Raw genomic sequence first — 17,283 nt, forward strand, 5'->3', positions numbered from 1 at the left:
TATCTCTTATCTGTTATTTCAAATAGGATACGATGCTCATTAAGTCATACAAATGGGAAACGATCACTTGCGTGGGGGATTTGATGCACAGCTTGTGCTCAAAGTTGATATCAATGTCTCTATAAGACTTGGTTGCAGAGCGTCCGACGTTTTATAAAATATGATGTTTCCCTATAAAAAATGGGTTTTATTACAAGCTTATCTAAGTGGGATATAGAAGTGAATAGTATATTAAAAGAAGAAATTGACGATATCTCTGTAGTATCTCTGCCGTTATCAGATGATAATATGACAATTGACGAAGAGTATTTAGAAAAGTTAGTTGTTGAATCCTTAGATCGTAGCTTGCGCTGTAACTATGAAAAGAAATAAGAGTTTACAAATCAGCCTACATCTGAGTATAGAAAACGTTTGATCCATCTGGTTAAATGTTGTGCACCGTAAAGAATCATAAACAAAGAGCATGAACCATGCCTAAGTGAAGAGGAGATGGTATAAGTGATGCTTAAAATTGATCTAAGGATAGTCCAATCTCAAAGAATCCGAACAACTGAAATTTGACCTTAGAACCAGGAAATATGTTGGAATATTACTGACCATTGATAATAATGGAAAGGTATGACACTAATTTTTTTCCCTTATAAACAACAGGATATTCAAAAAAACTAAATCTCTATATACTGCACAAGAAATCACGGAATAGGAGAACTAAACTGCATCCCATCAAAAGCCGGGACAACACGCGAAGGAGTACTCTTCAACACCATATCATAATCTAGATCAACATGCATATGTGTTAAAATAGCATTCTTAGGATTGATGAGCTCTATCTTCTTTAAGGATTCTGACAAAGAAAAATGACTACTATGTAAACCATTCTTGAGAGCATCAATGATTAAAAAATCTAAGTTTTGCAATTTTTCCAAACTTTCTGCTGGAAATGCGTTGACATCGGTACAATACGCAACGTTGCCAAAACGAAAACCTAAAGAAGAAATCCTCCCATGTTGTTGCAATATAGGAATGGCTTCAATGACGCCTCCTGCACTCTTCATACATATAGGAACATCGTTATTCTCTATAACAATAGGATTAACAATCGGCGGGTAGGTCCTATCATCAAGAGCCTTAAAACAATATCTAAAAGATTCAAAAAGATGCTTCATACAGTCTGGAGCGGCATAAACATCAATAGGACGCTTTTGCTTTAAAAAATATCCCCTCAGTCCATCTATTCCATGAATATGATCTGCATGCGGATGGGTATATAACACAGCATCAATAGAAAGTACTTGTTCCCGCAACACCTGCATATAAAAATCAGGACCAGTATCAACGATGACAGTTGTATTGCTACCTCGTTCTGATACCCTAGAAATCTTCAACGACGAACGAGTACGACGATTTTTAGGGTTTGTTGGGTCACAAGCACCCCAATCACCTGTGATGCGAGGCACACCTAGCGAAGCACCACACCCTAAAATGGTAAAATGGTAATAATCCTTCATCAAACAACACATTCCGAAATTTTTGAAAACAACTTCAAAGCGTTTTTAGTCGTTTCTTCCATTAAATCTTCATAAGACACATCTTTTTCCTTTGCAAGCGCTTTAGCTGTATTAACAACATAAGCAGGTTCATTACGTTTTCCTTGACATGAAACAGGAACAATATAAGGAGAATCCGTTTCCACAAGAACTCGATCCATCGGAATACCCCTTGCTATAGCTCTCAAAGCATCATATTTAGGAAAAGTAATCATGCCTGTGAAGGATATATACCCCCCTAATTCTAAACAAATATCTGCTAATTTTTGACTTGATGAAAAACAATGAATTACAAAAGGAAAAGGTCCTTTTTTCATTTCTTCTTGTAATATAGCAGCCATATCATCATCTGCAGAACGGCTGTGTATCACCAAAGGGATACCGGTAATACGAGAGGCTTCTATATGACGCAAAAAAACAACCTTTTGCTCTTCTATTGTATGAGCATTATGATAACGATCTAAACCCGTTTCACCGATAGCGACAACTCTTGGATGCGAAGCTAGACATACCAACTCATCAACGAGCACTTCATTTTCTTCATGGGCATGACAAGGATGCGTTCCGACTGAACAAAAAATTGAAGAAGGATAATCTTGACAGAGTTTAATTAAAGGAACAAAGTCCTTAACCTTGATTGCAATAGCAATCATCTTCAAGACATTGGCTTGATGAGCTCGCATGATCACATCATGACGATCTTCATCAAAATCGGGCAAAAGCAAATGACAATGTGTATCAATCAACATAATAAAACCACTATAAAAAACGAGGAAAAATTGGATCGAATGTTTTATGTAGCATGAATCCTGGTTTCAATCTTTGATCTAACGATTGAAAACAACGATTTTCATCCGCAACAAACAAAATGTCGAAAATTTTGTTTGCCAATTTAGGAACAAAAGCCTGCAACAAAATCGCAAGTTGGCGTATGACTTCTACCGTCACATACAAAACCGTAGATGCACGATCAGGATTCGTTTTTTTCAATTCCCACGGCTTTTGTGCATCAAAATATCGATCTACTTCGGAAACAAGAGAAATAACTTGTGCCAATGCTCTATGAATCAACTGATTTTGCATATTCTCCCGAATCTCCTGAAGGACTCTAGAACAAACAGATAATATACTTTCATCAGACTCAGTAAACGCACCGGGAGTAGGAATCATGCCATCATAGTCTTTTAAAATCATAGAAACCGACCGACTAACGAGGTTACCGATACCATTAGCAAGATCTGCATTAACGCGCTTTTTCAGACCATCCTTATCATAAAAACCATCTTTTCCACAAGCAATTTCTCGTACGAGGAAATATCGCAACGCATCAACGCCGACTTCTTCTATCACTTCTATAGGATCAATAACATTCCCCAATGATTTAGATATTTTCTCCCCTTTATGAAGAATAAATCCATGCGAAAAAACTTTTTTTGGCAAAGGCAAATTGGCAGACAATAGAAAAGCTGGCCAATAAATTGCATGAAAGCGTAAAATGTCTTTGCCTATAACATGCAAATCAGCAGGCCAAAATTTTGCTTTTGATCCATCTGGGTTATCTAAATACCCTGTTGTAGTCAAATAATTAGTCAAAGCATCAATCCAAACGTACATAATATACTGCGGATCATCAGGTATCTTTATTCCCCAATCAAAAGTTTTACGAGAAAGAGAAAGATCTTTTAACCCTGATTTTACAAAAGAAATAACCTCGTTGCGTCTTTCGATAGGCAAAATGAATTCTGGATGTGATTCATAATAAGAGAGCAACTTATCTTGATAGGCAGACAGACGGAAAAAGTAACCCTCCTCTTCCATCCACTGAACAGGATTATGTTGGGCATTATAGTACTGACCATCTGCTCCTTTATAAACCTCATCATCGTTGTAGTATGCCTCGTCACGCAACGAATACCATCCAGAATAACAACCTTTATAAATATCACCTTTATCTGATATTTTTTTCCATAAGATACGACATGTATCGTGATGACGTTTTTCCGTTGTACGAATAAAATCATCGTATGAAATATCTAAAACATCTGCCATATCACGGAAATTACGACTGTTTTGATCAACGAAAACTTTTGTCGTTACGCCAGCATTTTGTGCTGCTTTTGCAATTTTTTGTCCATGCTCATCGGTTCCTGTTGTAAAAAGAACATCTAAACCATCCAAACGATGAAACCGTGCTAAAACATCTGCTATAATCATCTCATAAGCATGTCCAATATGTGGTTGAGCATTCGGATATGCGATAGCTGTACTGATATATAATTTCTCACGTTCTTTTATCACATTAAACACCCCTTTTAAACCATACATATCCTACATTAACCTCCTGGAGATTAGCATAAAATAATAGAATACTCAAATAGCGTAGAAATCGCGAAAATAAAGATCATTGCACTCCCTTGCTTTGGAAAGAAGATGAAAAATCATCTGTCTACGATCCAAATTATACATAGAAAAAGCATGGACTCTTTTTACAAGAGAAAAATAGATTTGTGCAATTTGATCTGCTTCTTCTAATTGACCAGATAAAGCCGCTGCCTTAGCACTTTTACAGATCTCTTTCAGGATAAACTCTATAAGAAAATCAAAAGCTATCTTCTGATCTTGAGACAATAATTCATCGGCAATTTGTTGCATTTTTTGTAAAGCATATTCTTGTCGGGGAATATGAATGAGATCAATGTAAGAGGAAATAATTTTATCACAATCATAATGCAAAATCTTAATTGCCCTAGCGACACTACCATAAGCAGCAATTTTAACAAAATCTCTTTTTGAATCCCAGCCCATAATCTTTAATTGCTCAAGAGCTTTGTATAAATTATTTTCAGAGAGAGAATTAAACTTTATAGATAAGCAACGTGAGCGGATTGTCGATAGAATCGTTGGTGAAGCATGGGATATAAGGATAAATAATACCTTTTGAGGAGGCTCTTCCAAAGATTTGAGTAAGGCATTGGCGGCATTGCGATTCATTCCATCAACAGGATCAATCATGATAACGCGCCAATAACCGGTATTAGCCGTCAGAGATAAAAAGTACCGAATGCGCCGAATCTCATCAACAGTGATAACTGTACGCCATTTTCCTGTCTTAGGATTGAGTGAATATGATAGATACAAAAAATCGTGCAAGGCATGCGAAGCCATTTGTTTAACAAAAGGAGAACAAGGATCAGGATTACACATACGAACAGGAGCTTTGCTAAAATCAGGGTTTTGTAACACATGTCCCGCGTAGCGAAATCCTAAAGTAGCCTTACCGATGCCTTGTTCCCCTTCAAAAAGCAAAGCATGATGCATACGTCCAGAACAATAGTACTGTGACAAGAATTTTTCTATATCCTCATGACCAAATAATCTTTGATTGTATACGGGATCAAAAGCTCGATCTATCACAGCTAGATATCTTTTTTAGATGATAAAGGAGAAACACGTTTTTGAACTAATTCCCAAACAATATTCAAGATATTAGTAGCAACACTTTGAAAAGAATGAGCTGAGTCAACAATATGACACCGATCTGGCTGATTACGCGCAATATCTAAAAATATCTGACGTCTTTTTTCATGAATCATCACATCTTTTCGTTCGAAATAATCCAGACAAGCACTTTCCCTTAAAGAATATCGATTCTGAACACGTTTTAGTCCAATATCTACAGGAAGATCAAGAATAATGGTACAATCTGGCATCACTTCTTGAACAGAGATTTCTTGTAGAGAATCCAAAAATAAATGCTGAGAACTATCTCGTTCCCCTTGATACGCATAGGACGAATCCAAAAAACGATCACACAACAAAATCTTACCTTCCATGAGAGCAGGACGAATAACATTTTCCACATGATCCAATCGAGCAGCAGCAAAGACAATAGCTTCGGCTTCAGCACCGAATTCATCTACTCCACAAGACAATAACACATGTCGGGCAGCTTCTGCTGCTGGAGTCCCTCCTGGTTCACGAGTAACGTGAACATCATAATTCTTCCTTTGAAGAAAACGTTTGAGAAGAGAAATATGAGTGGTTTTCCCTGCTCCTTCAATTCCTTCAAAGCTTATAAACAATCCTGAATTCACGAATCTTTTTTGACCTCATTACAGACTAGGATTCTCGAGCAATAGCACAATATTTTCTTCTATTGAGATCCTCTAATTAAAGAATCTGAGAGAATTACGACTATTGATTCCATCATATTTAAGTGATACTTGTTAGACAAGTAAGTAATAGAATTTTTTCATCAAATAATTTTTCCTACAAAACAACGAATTTTATAAAAAATATTGCCATAGTATAGTGAGAAAAAATGCATTTTAAAATAAAACGATTTCTCTTTCCTTTGTTAGCCCTCTTAGGGAGCTGTGACGACAATCCGAAGGATCCGATTGTTCAATTCAAACAAATGAAATATGAAAGTCAAGAATCGAAGAAGTCATTATCAGATGCCCTATTTAAAACGTATCCCGACACAATGGATAAAATAAATACAGTACAAACAGCGCTAAGGAACTTGCATAATGCAATTTCGAAAATGGAATCTGAATATCACGAATTGAGAATGAAACCTGAATTGAAAGAATTGTTATCAGATATCCTATTGAAAAGGCATCCCGACGAAATTGATAAAATAAATCCAATAAAAAACAGCGCAAACGAAATTTCGAAACTGAAGGAAGACCTCTCTTAATTTTATGACAATTACAGAATCGACGTCAAGTAAGGATATATTTTTTATTAGGTAATTTTTCCTGAAATAATCACGAGTTTTATAGCACTATTATCAAAGTATAGTAAAATGAAAAAAACACAATTACTTTTGCCTCTTTTAACACTCTTAAGCAGTTGTTCTGATTATGTATATGAAGATGCGATCAGGTCTCAATTTGAAAATGAGATCAGGTATTATAAATCAATGCATCCGTCTACGCAAGACGACATAGAATATAATCTCTCAGAGATAAAATCTTTCGAAAATCAAATCCTGGCAATATCCAATAAACTGGAAAAAGGACAGAAGCCGAAATATCTGCACTTAAAAGAAGCGATACAGAAAATTGTAAAAACCATTGAGCAAAATGAGAAAGAGTAATTGAAAAAATCCTCTGGCAAAATAATTTGACCACCAGTTTCACGATCTTTGAATAACCGATTTTAGATAAAAAAAATATAACTTTTTCATCAAATAATTTTTGATCAAGTAATGACGTTTTTCATAAAAAATATTATCACGGTACGTAGGAAGAAAATGCGCTTTAAAACAAAACAATTAATTTTAGCTGTTTTAGTAACCTTATTAGGTAGCTGTGCCGATGACAGGATTACGGAATTAAATACCCTTCTCGCTGAATATAAAGAAGAGAATCTTAAAATAAGAGAATTACAAAAGGAATTGTACCCGGCTATTAGCACTCTCGCGCACAGGATGGATAAATTACATTTCGAATCAGATGCTTTAGACCCTATTTTGAGACGTATGGATGGTCCAGTAAAACACGTGGAAAGACGGATTAATCGTAAAACCACAACCCTTGAACAATAAGTTACTGTATAATATTACAATAAATCAAGATAATTGAGGTAATTCTCGCACACTGTATAGCTATATGCATTGTATAATAATGAAGGAATCGTTCCTTCATCTTAAATATTTACAAGATACGTTAACACACAACTTTCTTTTTTTTGTTCTCTTGGTTATAAACATAACCGTAGCTCGGGAAGATGCTATGATTGACAACCTTAATAATTATGCTGAAATAACATGACGGACGATAGTATTGATCTTTTCTCGACATTACCACCGCAAAGTCAGGGATCATCTGAGAAATTAAAAAAATCAGGTGAAATACCTGATTCGCCTGCATTTGCGAATCAAAGTGCCTCCGATAATTATGATGCTTCTTCGATTCGTATCTTAGAAGGATTGGAACCTGTTCGCATGCGACCAGGTATGTATATTGGCGGCACAGATGAGAAGGCATTACATCATCTTTTTTCAGAAGTCATTGACAATGCAATGGATGAAGTGATTGCTGGCTATGCGAATCTTATTGAGGTATCCCTTGATGGTAATGGATTCCTGACAGTTGTCGATAATGGCCGTGGTATTCCTGTAGAAAATCATCCAAAATTCCCAAATAAATCTACTCTGGAAATTATTCTGACTACATTACATGCTGGGGGAAAATTTGATAATTCTACTTATGAAATATCAGGTGGACTACATGGTGTAGGAATATCAGTCGTCAATGCTTTATCAGACGAATTGCATGTGACTGTTGCAAGACAAAATACTATTTTTTCGCAAAAATTTTCTCGTGGCATTCCCTTAAGTCCCCTTGAAAAGAAAGAAAAAGTACGCAACAAACGTGGTACTAGAATAACGTTTCGTCCTGATCCTAAAATTTTTGGGGATAAAGCAGGTTTCGATGCAGCTCGTCTTCTCAAAATGACACAATCCAAGGCTTATCTATCGGGTCGTGTCAAAACATGTTGGTCTTGCGACAAAGAAATAGCAGAAAAATATGGTATTCCAGAAAAAGAAGAATTCTATTTTCCTGGTGGATTGAAAACATATCTCCAGACAAAATTAGAGAACCGCTCTTTGATTTCTTCGGAAATTTTTACTGGAAAGACAGAAAAAAAAGGCACTCATCGTGGAACAGTTGAATGGGCTATTGCTTGGTGTGAAGAGAATCCCGAAATAACTTCCTATTGTAATACGATTCTGACTGATGAAGGAGGAACGCATGAATCAGGACTCCGAGTTGCTCTTACCCGAGGCATAAAGAAATATGCTGAACTTACCCAGAATAAGCGAGCTATTTCTATTATTAGCGATGACCTCATGATTTCTGCAGTTGGCATTTTATCTGTCTTTATTCGCGAACCTGAGTTTGCAGGACAAACTAAAACAAAACTTGTATCTCTTGACGCTCAACGCACTGTAGAAAACGCATTACGCGATCCTTTCGATCATTATTTAGTGCAAAATCCAATTGAAGCAACAAAATTATTAGAATGGGTAATTGAACGCTCTGAAGAGCGTTTGAGAAGACGCAAACAAAGGGAAGTCAATCGCAAAACAGCGATACGTAAACTCCGCCTACCAGGTAAATTAGCAGACTGCTCACAAAATATAGCGCATGGGACAGAACTCTTCATTGTAGAAGGAGATTCAGCAGGTGGTTCAGCGAAACAAGCAAGAAATCGCAGTAATCAAGCCGTACTACCATTGCGTGGAAAAATTCTTAATGTTGCAAGTGCTGGATCAGAAAAGATTCGGAATAATCAGCAAATTATGGATCTCGTTCAAGCTTTGGGATGTCGTACGAGATCACAATATCGAGAGGAAGATCTACGCTACGAAAAAGTTATTATTATGACAGATGCTGATGTCGATGGAGCTCACATTGCCTCTCTCCTTTTGACTTTTTTTTACCAAGAAATGTACGATCTTATTGAACAGAAGCATCTTTTCTTAATCTCCCCCCCCTTGTTTAGAATTACTCAAGGCACGAAGTCAGTGTATGCGCACGATGAAGAACACAAACAAAAAATTCTTGAAGAATTTAAGAAACACGGAAAGGGAAAAATAGAGATAAGTCGCTTTAAAGGACTGGGAGAAATGTTGGCATCTCAGTTGAAAGAAACAGCGATGGACGCTAATAAGCGCACTCTTCTGCGTGTAGAAATTAATAAAGATCTTAATTCTCTGAAAGATACTCAAGATTCGATCAATAAATTAATGGGCACTAAAGCAGACGAACGCTTTAAATTTATTCAAGAAAGGGCAAGTTTTATAGATGATGTAGGTACCTAATCAAAAAAGTAAAATAGCAAATATTAAGATTGGAAAACTTACTATTGCTCATTGGTATATTTAAGCGTTATATTCATCTATAGATTGATAGAAGAGAATATACGCTTATCTTTCTAGTAGCTTCATGCTATACAAGATTGAGTGATTACCAACATAAAAAAATCGGCAAAGGTACACCTACATGAGAGAAACAATGTTGAACCCTCAAGGAATAATGCGCTGGATGATTATGTTTATAATTCTGGTGTCTCTTTATTTTCTCAAAGGATTTTTTGCCCCTGTTCTCTCTGCTCTTATTATCGGTTTCACGAGCTGGCCGATATACAGCTCATTTATATCAAAAAAAGAAGAATCTTCTACTTTTTTAGCGGTAATCGCCACTGTATCAGTGATGTGCTTATTTATTGTTCCTCTTTTATTTCTATTTTATTATGGAATGTTAGAGATGAAAGAATTGGTATCAAAAGTAGTATTAGCAAATCAACATGGTATTCCTGTTCCCCGTTGGTTATCTGACATCCCTGGTGGTATGTGGGCTTCAGAATTATGGACAAAGCATCTTTCTCATCCTCAAAGCCTCAAAATTCTTTCTGAAACCTTTTTAAAAACAAACGGCATTGATTTTATACCAAGATTTGCCTCTCGTTTCGGTATGATCTTTCTTGATTATTGTTTGTCTATCATTTTTATGATTATCGCATTATTCTTTTTTTATCGTGATGGATTTTCCATCTCTCAACAGTTAGATTCTTTGGGCGAACATCTTTTTCCTGCATATTGGAAAAAGATCTCTAGAATTGTTCCTAAGGTGATTAGATCAACCTTTCTAGGTATGACAATTATCGCGATTGGGGAAGGATTAGTCCTAGGAAGTGCATATTGGTTAGCAGGTGTTCCCTCGCACGTTGCCTTAGGAGTTATTACTGCTATAATGGCTATGATCCCTGGTGGAGCGCCTATTTCATTTACAGCCGTGTCAATTTATCTTCTTATAAAAGGGAATATTTTTAATGCCACTTGTCTCTTCCTTTGGGGGGCAATCGAATTGTTTATCGTCGATAAAACACTCAGACCATTCCTTGTAGGAGGACCTATCAAACTACCATTTCTTCCGACTTTTTTTGGTTTAGTTGGAGGTGTACGAACCATGGGATTGCTAGGGCTATTTATCGGACCAGTACTCATGGCGCTGATCGCGGTAATTTGGAAAGAATCTATTATGGCGATAAAGGAAAATAAAGAAAAAATATCTAGCAATTTTTGACTTGATATCAAATTACTCTTCTATAGAAGGAAAAACGATTATTGCATCTTAATGCGATGTTTGGGAATTACCTTATGCTTACCTATCAATTTTATCCCAAGATTGCCGTTTAATAAAATAGTAGTGTACAGCTAATCTAGGATAAAAAATAGGAATTTATACTTTTTATATAGCACAATAACATGTTTGAGGAAGCGCGATCTCACTGATTACGGTTGACTTTCTATTTTATGCCGCTGCAATCAGTCGAGAAGATCGAGTTGCCATTGAACGGACAAATCTTCTATTCACGTCCAAATATATTCTTTCGACCATTTCCAATAGTTCTCCTGCAGGCAAACCACTGATGTTTCTTTTTCGCATTCTTTCCAATAATTTTTCTGCTATAATCCCAGGCTCCATGACAGTGGATCCAACAGCTAGTTCGCGCCAAATCATCGTGGCTTCAACAAAAATTTCACTAATCTCAGGAGAGAGTCCCACCAACTCATATAAAGCACAAATAACATGAAATCCACCTGTAGAGAGGATGGAATAAACTCGATCCGTGCTATATTCCGCAATATTTGCGAGAATGACAGAAACAAAATCAATAGCGCCGATCATGATAGCATAAATCAAAAGAGCTGGTGTCAACTGTCCATCATCGTGCAAAAGGTCGACTAACTCGCGTAGAGCTTGCACATCACGTACATGGGATATCATTTCAAGGATACCTACCCTCATACTTTCTTCAAAAAGAATTTGAGTACGACGAAAAGTAATGCTTTTTTGTACAATTTTTGACTGAGATAGCACGTTGCACACACTTTTCATTAAGAGATATCGCGCTTTTAAGGACAAATCCGTACGCAATGACAGCAGGTTTCTTATGCTTGCGTCATGACAAAAACGCTCTACTATCTGCATTAATAACGAATTGGATAAGAAAACCGACTTATTCCCTAGTAGAGCTACAATATTATCTACACACCCCGTTTCTATTAAATTTTCTACCACAACATGCGATAACTTATGACGAGAAGCTACAAAAATAGATGTCAACTTATTGCCTCGACCGATAAGATCAACAAGATCATTGTCCTTGAGAACAGGAGAATGCAGGATTATAGTGCCCGATACATCAGGATGATCTTCACTGAGAGCAAGCACGACATGCTTAGGTGCAGTATCAGACAACGCTATTGCGCGCGCCAGAGACAAACGCACTCTTGAAGAAGGATCATCAAGCAAATGCATCATTGCTAAAACCAAAGAATCTTTTTCCTGATCTAACAGCTCTTCCATACACCACGTTCTACCTAAAATACGGGCAATACTGATTCTTTCTTGTAGTTTGGCATTTTTAGCCCATTTTATAAATGATTGTACACTCACAGCGATCCTCAAAAGAAATTAACTTACCTATATATCAAAACTAAAAGCTATACTGGAAAAGTTAATTGTTAGTTCGCATTTTTCAGAATCGCTATAATCATACAAACGATATATTGAAAATTATATTTCATGGCCGACATTACTTTTCAAATTTTTCCATGTAATCTCATAGAGAAGCAAATCCGCGATTAAAATATTTTTTAAATTTGGGATAAAAAAATAATTCTATGCTATTACAAGAGGTTACACTCTCGCCCGATATAGTATAATTTTAGCAATCAGTTTTTCATAAAACGATGATTTTGTTTTTATCGTACTGCAAATCAAGCTATAAAAATATTTTAAAATTTCAGACAAAATATAAACCTGAATTGTTAACCAGAGGAGATTTTTTATGTTCATCGTCGCTGGTCTTGGAAACCCTGGACATGAGTACTGTGAAAACCGTCATAATATTGGTTTTATGTGTATTGATAGAATCCACTCATTTCATTTTTTTCCCGCTTGGAAAAAAAAATTTCATGCTGAAATATCCGAAGGACAACTTGATGGCTTACGGACAATTCTGATAAAACCACAAACCTTTATGAATTTATCTGGACAATCTCTTCTAGAGGTAATGAACTTTTATAAACTTCCTAACCTTGAAAACTATTTGGTTATTCACGATGACTTAGATCTTGACTTTGGTACATTACGTTTAAAAACCGGAGGTGGCGATGCTGGACATAACGGTTTAAAATCCATTAGTGAAAAATGCGGAAAAAATTACAAACGTCTTCGCATTGGAATTGGTCGCCCTCCAGACACAGCACATATCATTAGACACGTATTAGGTAACTTTTCTTCTCCCGAAAGATATTTTTTATTGCCTATCATTGATAATATCGCTCGATCTCTTCCCCTACTAGCTAAAAGAGAAGATGTTTCGTTTTTAAACCACATTGTATCAGTTCGAAAATAGAATTCTTAAATAACGAATAGAAATATGATAATTGATTGTTAGGCTATTATATTCTACAAGTACATATGCTGATCTTTTTGAATTTTGCGTATAAGCCATATAATAAATTCCTATAAAAGGCTTAGAAAATTCAATCTTATCCTTGATCTAATGCCAATGCTTTGCTTCATAAAGGAAAGATATTTTTTAAGAGGACAAATATTTATGGGTTTTAAATGTGGTATCATAGGGCTTCCTAATGTTGGAAAATCAACTCTTTTTAATGCATTAACGCGTACGGCATCGGCTCAAGCAGCAAATTATCCTTTTTGTACGATTGAACCCAATTCTGGTGAAGTAGCTGTTCCTGATCCTCGAATGCATAAATTAGCTGAAATTGCCGAATCAAAAGATTTAGTTCCTACGCGTATGTCCTTTGTTGATATTGCTGGCCTAGTGCGTGGTGCATCAAAAGGCGAAGGACTGGGCAATCAATTTCTTGCTCATATTCGTGAAGTAGATGCCATTATCCATGTATTGCGTTGTTTTAAAGACGAAAATATTATTCATGTTGAAGGTCGGATTGATCCTATTAATGATATTGAAACAATAGAAACAGAATTAATGCTCTCTGACCTTGAGAGGCTTGAACGCCTTTTTGAAAAGAATAAAAAATATAGAAATCATAAATCTGAAGAAATTGTTTTGCTTCAATCCATTATTTCTTCATCTTTACGCCTAATAGAAGAAGGAAAACCTGTCCGCAGTTTGTTAGAATCTCTTGATTCTGATGCAATACCTATTTTTAAAAGTCTCAATCTCTTGACCGCAAAACCTATACTTTATATTTGCAATGTTTCAGAACATGATTGTAAAAAAGGCAACATCTACACGGAAGCAGTTCAAAGATTAGCATCACAACAAAATGCCGAAATGATTATAATCTCTGCAGCTATTGAAGCTGAAATATCACAACTTCCAGAGGAAGAACGCGCCTTGTTTATGGAAGAACTAGACATTTCTATATCAGGACTTGAATTACTGATTCGATCTGGATATCGACTTCTTGACTTGATAACATATTTTACAGTTGGTCCCAAAGAAACTCGTGCATGGACAATTCCTCGAGGCACTAATGCTCAAAAAGCAGCAGGAGTCATCCACACTGATTTCGAAAAAGGATTTATACGTGCTCTTACCATTTCCTATAAAGATTACGTAGCAATGGGTGGAGAAAATGCCGCAAAGGAAGCTGGAAAAGCACGCGATGAAGGAAAAGAGTATATCGTCAAAGATGGTGACATCTTGCATTTTCGTTTTAACGTATAGTTTTTTCCTGAAAAAGGTATTTTTGAATTTACATAATATCTGTTATCCTTTTCAGGAATGCTATTGATTCTCACAACTTATGAAGCATATAATTATAAAAAACGCATAGGAAAATTGCCGAGAACAATGTTTTATAATTCTTATCGTAATTGTATCATCAATACAATTAATGTTTTTTATTAGTAGTACATTATTTTTCCATCTTGAGATATTCTTGTGATCGTTTTATAAATGGTGGAATTTTTGTCATATATCTCTAATTTGGATATGTGGATTCTTACGGGTGTTCTTTCTTTTTTGGAAAAAGATATGGTAGCGCATAAAGTAGCTTTTTTAACGGCTGGGGGCATTGCTCCATGTTTATCTTCGATCATTGGCATGCTGATTAACCACTATAATAAGATTCTACCCAAAGCAGAGTTGATTTATTACCGCTTTGGATATCAGGGGCTACTGTTAGATGATAAGATTACCATTACTGAAGATATGCGTCAGAATGCAGAGCAATTGCTATCTTATGGTGGTTCTCCTATAGGAAATAGTCGTGTAAAACTCACGAATTTTTCTGATTGTATTAAACGAGGGTTAATTAAGAAAGATGAGAACCCATTAGAAGTATCGGCTCATCATCTTATGCAAAGTGGTGTTACTATTCTCCATACGATAGGAGGAGACGATACTAATACAACGGCTTGTGATCTTCTTCGTTATCTTAAAGAAAAAAATTATAATATTACTGTTGTGGGATTACCAAAAACAATCGACAATGACATTATTCCAATACATCAATCTTTAGGTGCTTTAACGGCAGCTCAAGTTAGCGCATGCTTTTTTGATAATATCTCTAATGAACGTAGCGCAACACCTCGAAGTCTTATTATACACGAAGTCATGGGGAGAAATTGTGGTTGGTTGACAGCTTATTCTGCTCATTGCTACCTGAATATGATTCAAGATAGAAACTATATCGACGGATTTATTTTTTCTCCTGATTTTAAAGGGATAGATGGTGTTTACTTACCTGAGATGTCTTTTAATCTTGAAGTGGAGATTGAACGTCTCAGCAAGGTTATGGAAAAGAAGGGATCAGTTGCTATTTTTGTATCTGAAGGTGCTTGTCGCGATGTTATCATGGATAATCGTTTATCATCTGGTGAAAAAATTAAGCGAGATTCTTTTGGCCATATTCTTCTTGATAAAATGAATGTTGGCTCTTGGTTTGCTGATAAATTTGCAAATATGATCAAGGCAGAGCGTTCAATTGTACAGAAATCAGGATATTTTGCTCGCTCTGCTCCTTCTGGATCAGAAGACTTAAGTCTCATAAAGAAAATGGTTGTCCTTGCGGTGGACAGTGCTATCTCTGGTATATCTGGTGTTACAGGAGAAGATGAGAGAGAAAATAATATTTTACGAATCATCAAGTTTGAGGATATCCGTGGCGGTAGAGTGTTTGATACAAATACACCTTGGTTTTCTGATATATTGCGGCATACGGGGCAAAAGTCTTAAGAAAATATGATAAATCTTGTTCGTCTTTCTGGCTTTCATTCTGCACAAGAAAGAAGAGTAGAGCTACTTTAACATCTGATAAATAATAACAACAATCCTCAAAATGCATCTGTACGCCCTAGATTATTGTGTATTTTTTATTTTTGAATTTATCACATACCCGATAAATATTTGCAATCACCCTGTGTTGTTGCTATCCTTCGTGAGTATTTTTCATATTTTTATATAAATTTTTTTAGCAATACTATTTTTTAGAAATTATAAATGAAAAGCAATTCATTATATGCAAGTCTTATCCATCATTTCCGATGGGCTATTCTCGTCACAGTCGCGGGATTTTTATGCGGTCTTGGGATCGGGTGGCAGTTTACGCACACGTTATCTGGAACAATTTCCACAGTATATATCTGCATAATACTGGCAGTAGTAGAAATCTCTCTCTCTTTCGAAAATGCTATTCTCAATGCAAAAAATCTACAAAAAATGTCTTCTATCTGGCAAAAAAGATTTCTTACTTGGGGAATATTAATAGCGGTATTCGGCATGCGCATCATATTTCCAATTATGATTGTTTGCATTGTATCGACAATTAATCCTATTGAAGCGATGAATCTGGCAATATATTCCCCTCAAGACTACTTAAAAATCATTTCTCAGGCTCATGTACCTATTTCAGGATTTGGTGGTACATTTCTGATGATGGTCAGTCTGACGTTTTTTTTTAATAGCCAGAACAAGCTGCACTGGATTCATTTCTTAGAAATTGCTATGTCGCATCTTTCTAAAATTAAAGGGATAAAGATTTTTATCGTTTTATCAATTATTTTTGGAATATCAAATATACTACCTACAAATGAGATGTACTCGTTTGTATCCTCTTCTACTGCCGCTATTATCATATTCTATGGTATTAATTTTTTAGAGAGCGTACTATCTAGTGACTCTTCCAATAATGTTACGCACGGGAAACATGGATTGAACTTGTTTTTATATCTTGAAATAATTGACGCCAGTCTTTCACTTGATGGTGTTATTAGTTCTTTTGCCATTACCAAGAATTTTTTCATCATAGTCATCGGCTTAACAATTGGTGCTATATATGTTCGTTCTATGACACTTTTGATGCTCAAGCAAGGTATATTAAATAAGTACAAATATCTTGAACATGGATCCTATTATTCTATATTTGTTCTATCTGTAATTATGTTTTTACAAACAATAGTTGATATTCCAGAAATTTTTACAGGTACGAGTAGTACTATCTTAATTTTCTTATCAATTTACTCGTCGATAAAGAATAAATGAATATTCCAGTCAGTGAAAAACACTAGTATTTAAAATTATTATCAACCAAGCTCTTATGACAGTTACTTTTTAAAATATACAAAAAATTTTATGAATATTCTTCTTATTTTGTTAACATCCCGAACATTGTTTCAACAAACGCATAATTGCCATGTTTACTCTATTCCAT

Annotated in this window: 15 protein-coding genes; 9 read left to right on the forward strand and 6 right to left on the reverse strand. The window is 35.7% G+C overall.

The window, feature by feature from the left end:
- Positions 1-180 precede the first annotated feature (180 nt).
- Positions 181-372: a hypothetical protein gene (locus CD16_RS00430; protein WP_012778433.1), complete on the forward strand. Its 192-nt coding sequence runs from the start codon at positions 181-183 to the stop codon at positions 370-372.
- A 320-nt stretch (positions 373-692) separates the two neighbouring features.
- On the opposite strand, the gene CD16_RS00435 is transcribed toward CD16_RS00430, so the two are convergent.
- The 5 genes from CD16_RS00435 to tmk form a co-directional block, all read right to left on the reverse strand.
- Complete coding sequence (locus CD16_RS00435) at positions 693-1,508, reverse strand: MBL fold metallo-hydrolase (RefSeq protein WP_012778434.1); 816 nt, start codon at positions 1,506-1,508, stop codon at positions 693-695.
- Entirely contained in the window at positions 1,508-2,296 is a 789-nt protein-coding gene (locus CD16_RS00440; RefSeq protein ID WP_012778435.1) for a TatD family hydrolase, read from the reverse strand. The genes CD16_RS00435 and CD16_RS00440 overlap by 1 nt, the downstream gene beginning before the upstream one ends.
- Positions 2,297-2,306: 10 nt before the next feature.
- On the reverse strand, positions 2,307-3,842 hold the full coding sequence (gene metG / locus CD16_RS00445) for a methionine--tRNA ligase (protein ID WP_012778436.1): 1,536 nt from the start codon (positions 3,840-3,842) through the stop codon (positions 2,307-2,309).
- A gap of 75 nt (positions 3,843-3,917) precedes the next feature.
- Complete coding sequence (locus tag CD16_RS00450) at positions 3,918-4,961, reverse strand: DNA polymerase III subunit delta' (protein WP_012778437.1); 1,044 nt, start codon at positions 4,959-4,961, stop codon at positions 3,918-3,920.
- 2 nt (positions 4,962-4,963) lie between these two features.
- A complete protein-coding gene (tmk, locus tag CD16_RS00455; RefSeq protein ID WP_012778438.1) occupies positions 4,964-5,641 on the reverse strand; it encodes a dTMP kinase in 678 nt (225 codons plus the stop codon).
- Between the two features lie 716 nt (positions 5,642-6,357).
- Between tmk and CD16_RS00460 the strand changes: the two genes are divergently transcribed.
- The 4 genes from CD16_RS00460 to CD16_RS00475 all read left to right on the forward strand — a co-directional run bounded on the left by CD16_RS00460 (position 6,358) and on the right by CD16_RS00475 (position 10,648).
- Positions 6,358-6,651 (forward strand): hypothetical protein, encoded by a 294-nt coding sequence (locus CD16_RS00460; RefSeq protein ID WP_012778440.1) that lies wholly within the window; start codon positions 6,358-6,360, stop codon positions 6,649-6,651.
- Positions 6,652-6,807: 156 nt separating this feature from the next.
- Positions 6,808-7,101: a hypothetical protein gene (locus tag CD16_RS00465; protein WP_015452324.1), complete on the forward strand. Its 294-nt coding sequence runs from the start codon at positions 6,808-6,810 to the stop codon at positions 7,099-7,101.
- Between the two features lie 222 nt (positions 7,102-7,323).
- A complete protein-coding gene (gene parE / locus CD16_RS00470) occupies positions 7,324-9,384 on the forward strand; it encodes a DNA topoisomerase IV subunit B (RefSeq protein ID WP_012778442.1) in 2,061 nt (686 codons plus the stop codon).
- Between the two features lie 181 nt (positions 9,385-9,565).
- Positions 9,566-10,648 carry an AI-2E family transporter gene (locus tag CD16_RS00475; RefSeq protein ID WP_012778443.1) on the forward strand — a complete coding sequence of 361 codons (1,083 nt, stop codon included), beginning with the start codon at positions 9,566-9,568 and terminating at the stop codon, positions 10,646-10,648.
- A 228-nt stretch (positions 10,649-10,876) separates the two neighbouring features.
- On the opposite strand, the gene CD16_RS00480 is transcribed toward CD16_RS00475, so the two are convergent.
- Positions 10,877-12,025 carry a DUF2336 domain-containing protein gene (locus tag CD16_RS00480; RefSeq protein WP_012778444.1) on the reverse strand — a complete coding sequence of 383 codons (1,149 nt, stop codon included), beginning with the start codon at positions 12,023-12,025 and terminating at the stop codon, positions 10,877-10,879.
- A gap of 394 nt (positions 12,026-12,419) precedes the next feature.
- Here CD16_RS00480 and pth point away from each other — a divergent pair, with 394 nt between their 5' ends.
- The 4 genes from pth (at position 12,420) to CD16_RS00500 (ending at position 17,114) form a co-directional block, all read left to right on the forward strand.
- Positions 12,420-12,989, forward strand: a complete 570-nt coding sequence (gene pth / locus CD16_RS00485) for an aminoacyl-tRNA hydrolase (RefSeq protein WP_012778445.1) — start codon at positions 12,420-12,422, stop codon at positions 12,987-12,989.
- Between the two features lie 204 nt (positions 12,990-13,193).
- A complete protein-coding gene (gene ychF, locus CD16_RS00490) occupies positions 13,194-14,297 on the forward strand; it encodes a redox-regulated ATPase YchF (protein WP_012778446.1) in 1,104 nt (367 codons plus the stop codon).
- A 309-nt stretch (positions 14,298-14,606) separates the two neighbouring features.
- A complete protein-coding gene (locus CD16_RS00495) occupies positions 14,607-15,809 on the forward strand; it encodes a pyrophosphate--fructose-6-phosphate 1-phosphotransferase (RefSeq protein WP_015452326.1) in 1,203 nt (400 codons plus the stop codon).
- Positions 15,810-16,073: 264 nt separating this feature from the next.
- Positions 16,074-17,114: a DUF475 domain-containing protein gene (locus tag CD16_RS00500; protein ID WP_012778448.1), complete on the forward strand. Its 1,041-nt coding sequence runs from the start codon at positions 16,074-16,076 to the stop codon at positions 17,112-17,114.
- Positions 17,115-17,283: the final 169 nt, after the last annotated feature.

The organism is Candidatus Liberibacter asiaticus (genome assembly GCF_000590865.3).
GTDB lineage: Bacteria > Pseudomonadota > Alphaproteobacteria > Rhizobiales > Rhizobiaceae > Liberibacter > Liberibacter asiaticus.

Coding starts and splice junctions, on each gene's coding strand:
- CD16_RS00430 (WP_012778433.1), top strand. CDS start 181: ATGGGTTTTATTACAAGCTTATCTAAGTGGGATATAGAAGTGAATAGT.
- CD16_RS00435 (WP_012778434.1), bottom strand. CDS start 1,508: ATGAAGGATTATTACCATTTTACCATTTTAGGGTGTGGTGCTTCGCTA.
- CD16_RS00440 (WP_012778435.1), bottom strand. CDS start 2,296: ATGTTGATTGATACACATTGTCATTTGCTTTTGCCCGATTTTGATGAA.
- CD16_RS00460 (WP_012778440.1), top strand. CDS start 6,358: ATGAAAAAAACACAATTACTTTTGCCTCTTTTAACACTCTTAAGCAGT.
- CD16_RS00465 (WP_015452324.1), top strand. CDS start 6,808: ATGCGCTTTAAAACAAAACAATTAATTTTAGCTGTTTTAGTAACCTTA.
- parE (WP_012778442.1), top strand. CDS start 7,324: ATGACGGACGATAGTATTGATCTTTTCTCGACATTACCACCGCAAAGT.
- CD16_RS00475 (WP_012778443.1), top strand. CDS start 9,566: ATGAGAGAAACAATGTTGAACCCTCAAGGAATAATGCGCTGGATGATT.
- pth (WP_012778445.1), top strand. CDS start 12,420: ATGTTCATCGTCGCTGGTCTTGGAAACCCTGGACATGAGTACTGTGAA.
- ychF (WP_012778446.1), top strand. CDS start 13,194: ATGGGTTTTAAATGTGGTATCATAGGGCTTCCTAATGTTGGAAAATCA.
- CD16_RS00495 (WP_015452326.1), top strand. CDS start 14,607: ATGGTAGCGCATAAAGTAGCTTTTTTAACGGCTGGGGGCATTGCTCCA.
- CD16_RS00500 (WP_012778448.1), top strand. CDS start 16,074: ATGAAAAGCAATTCATTATATGCAAGTCTTATCCATCATTTCCGATGG.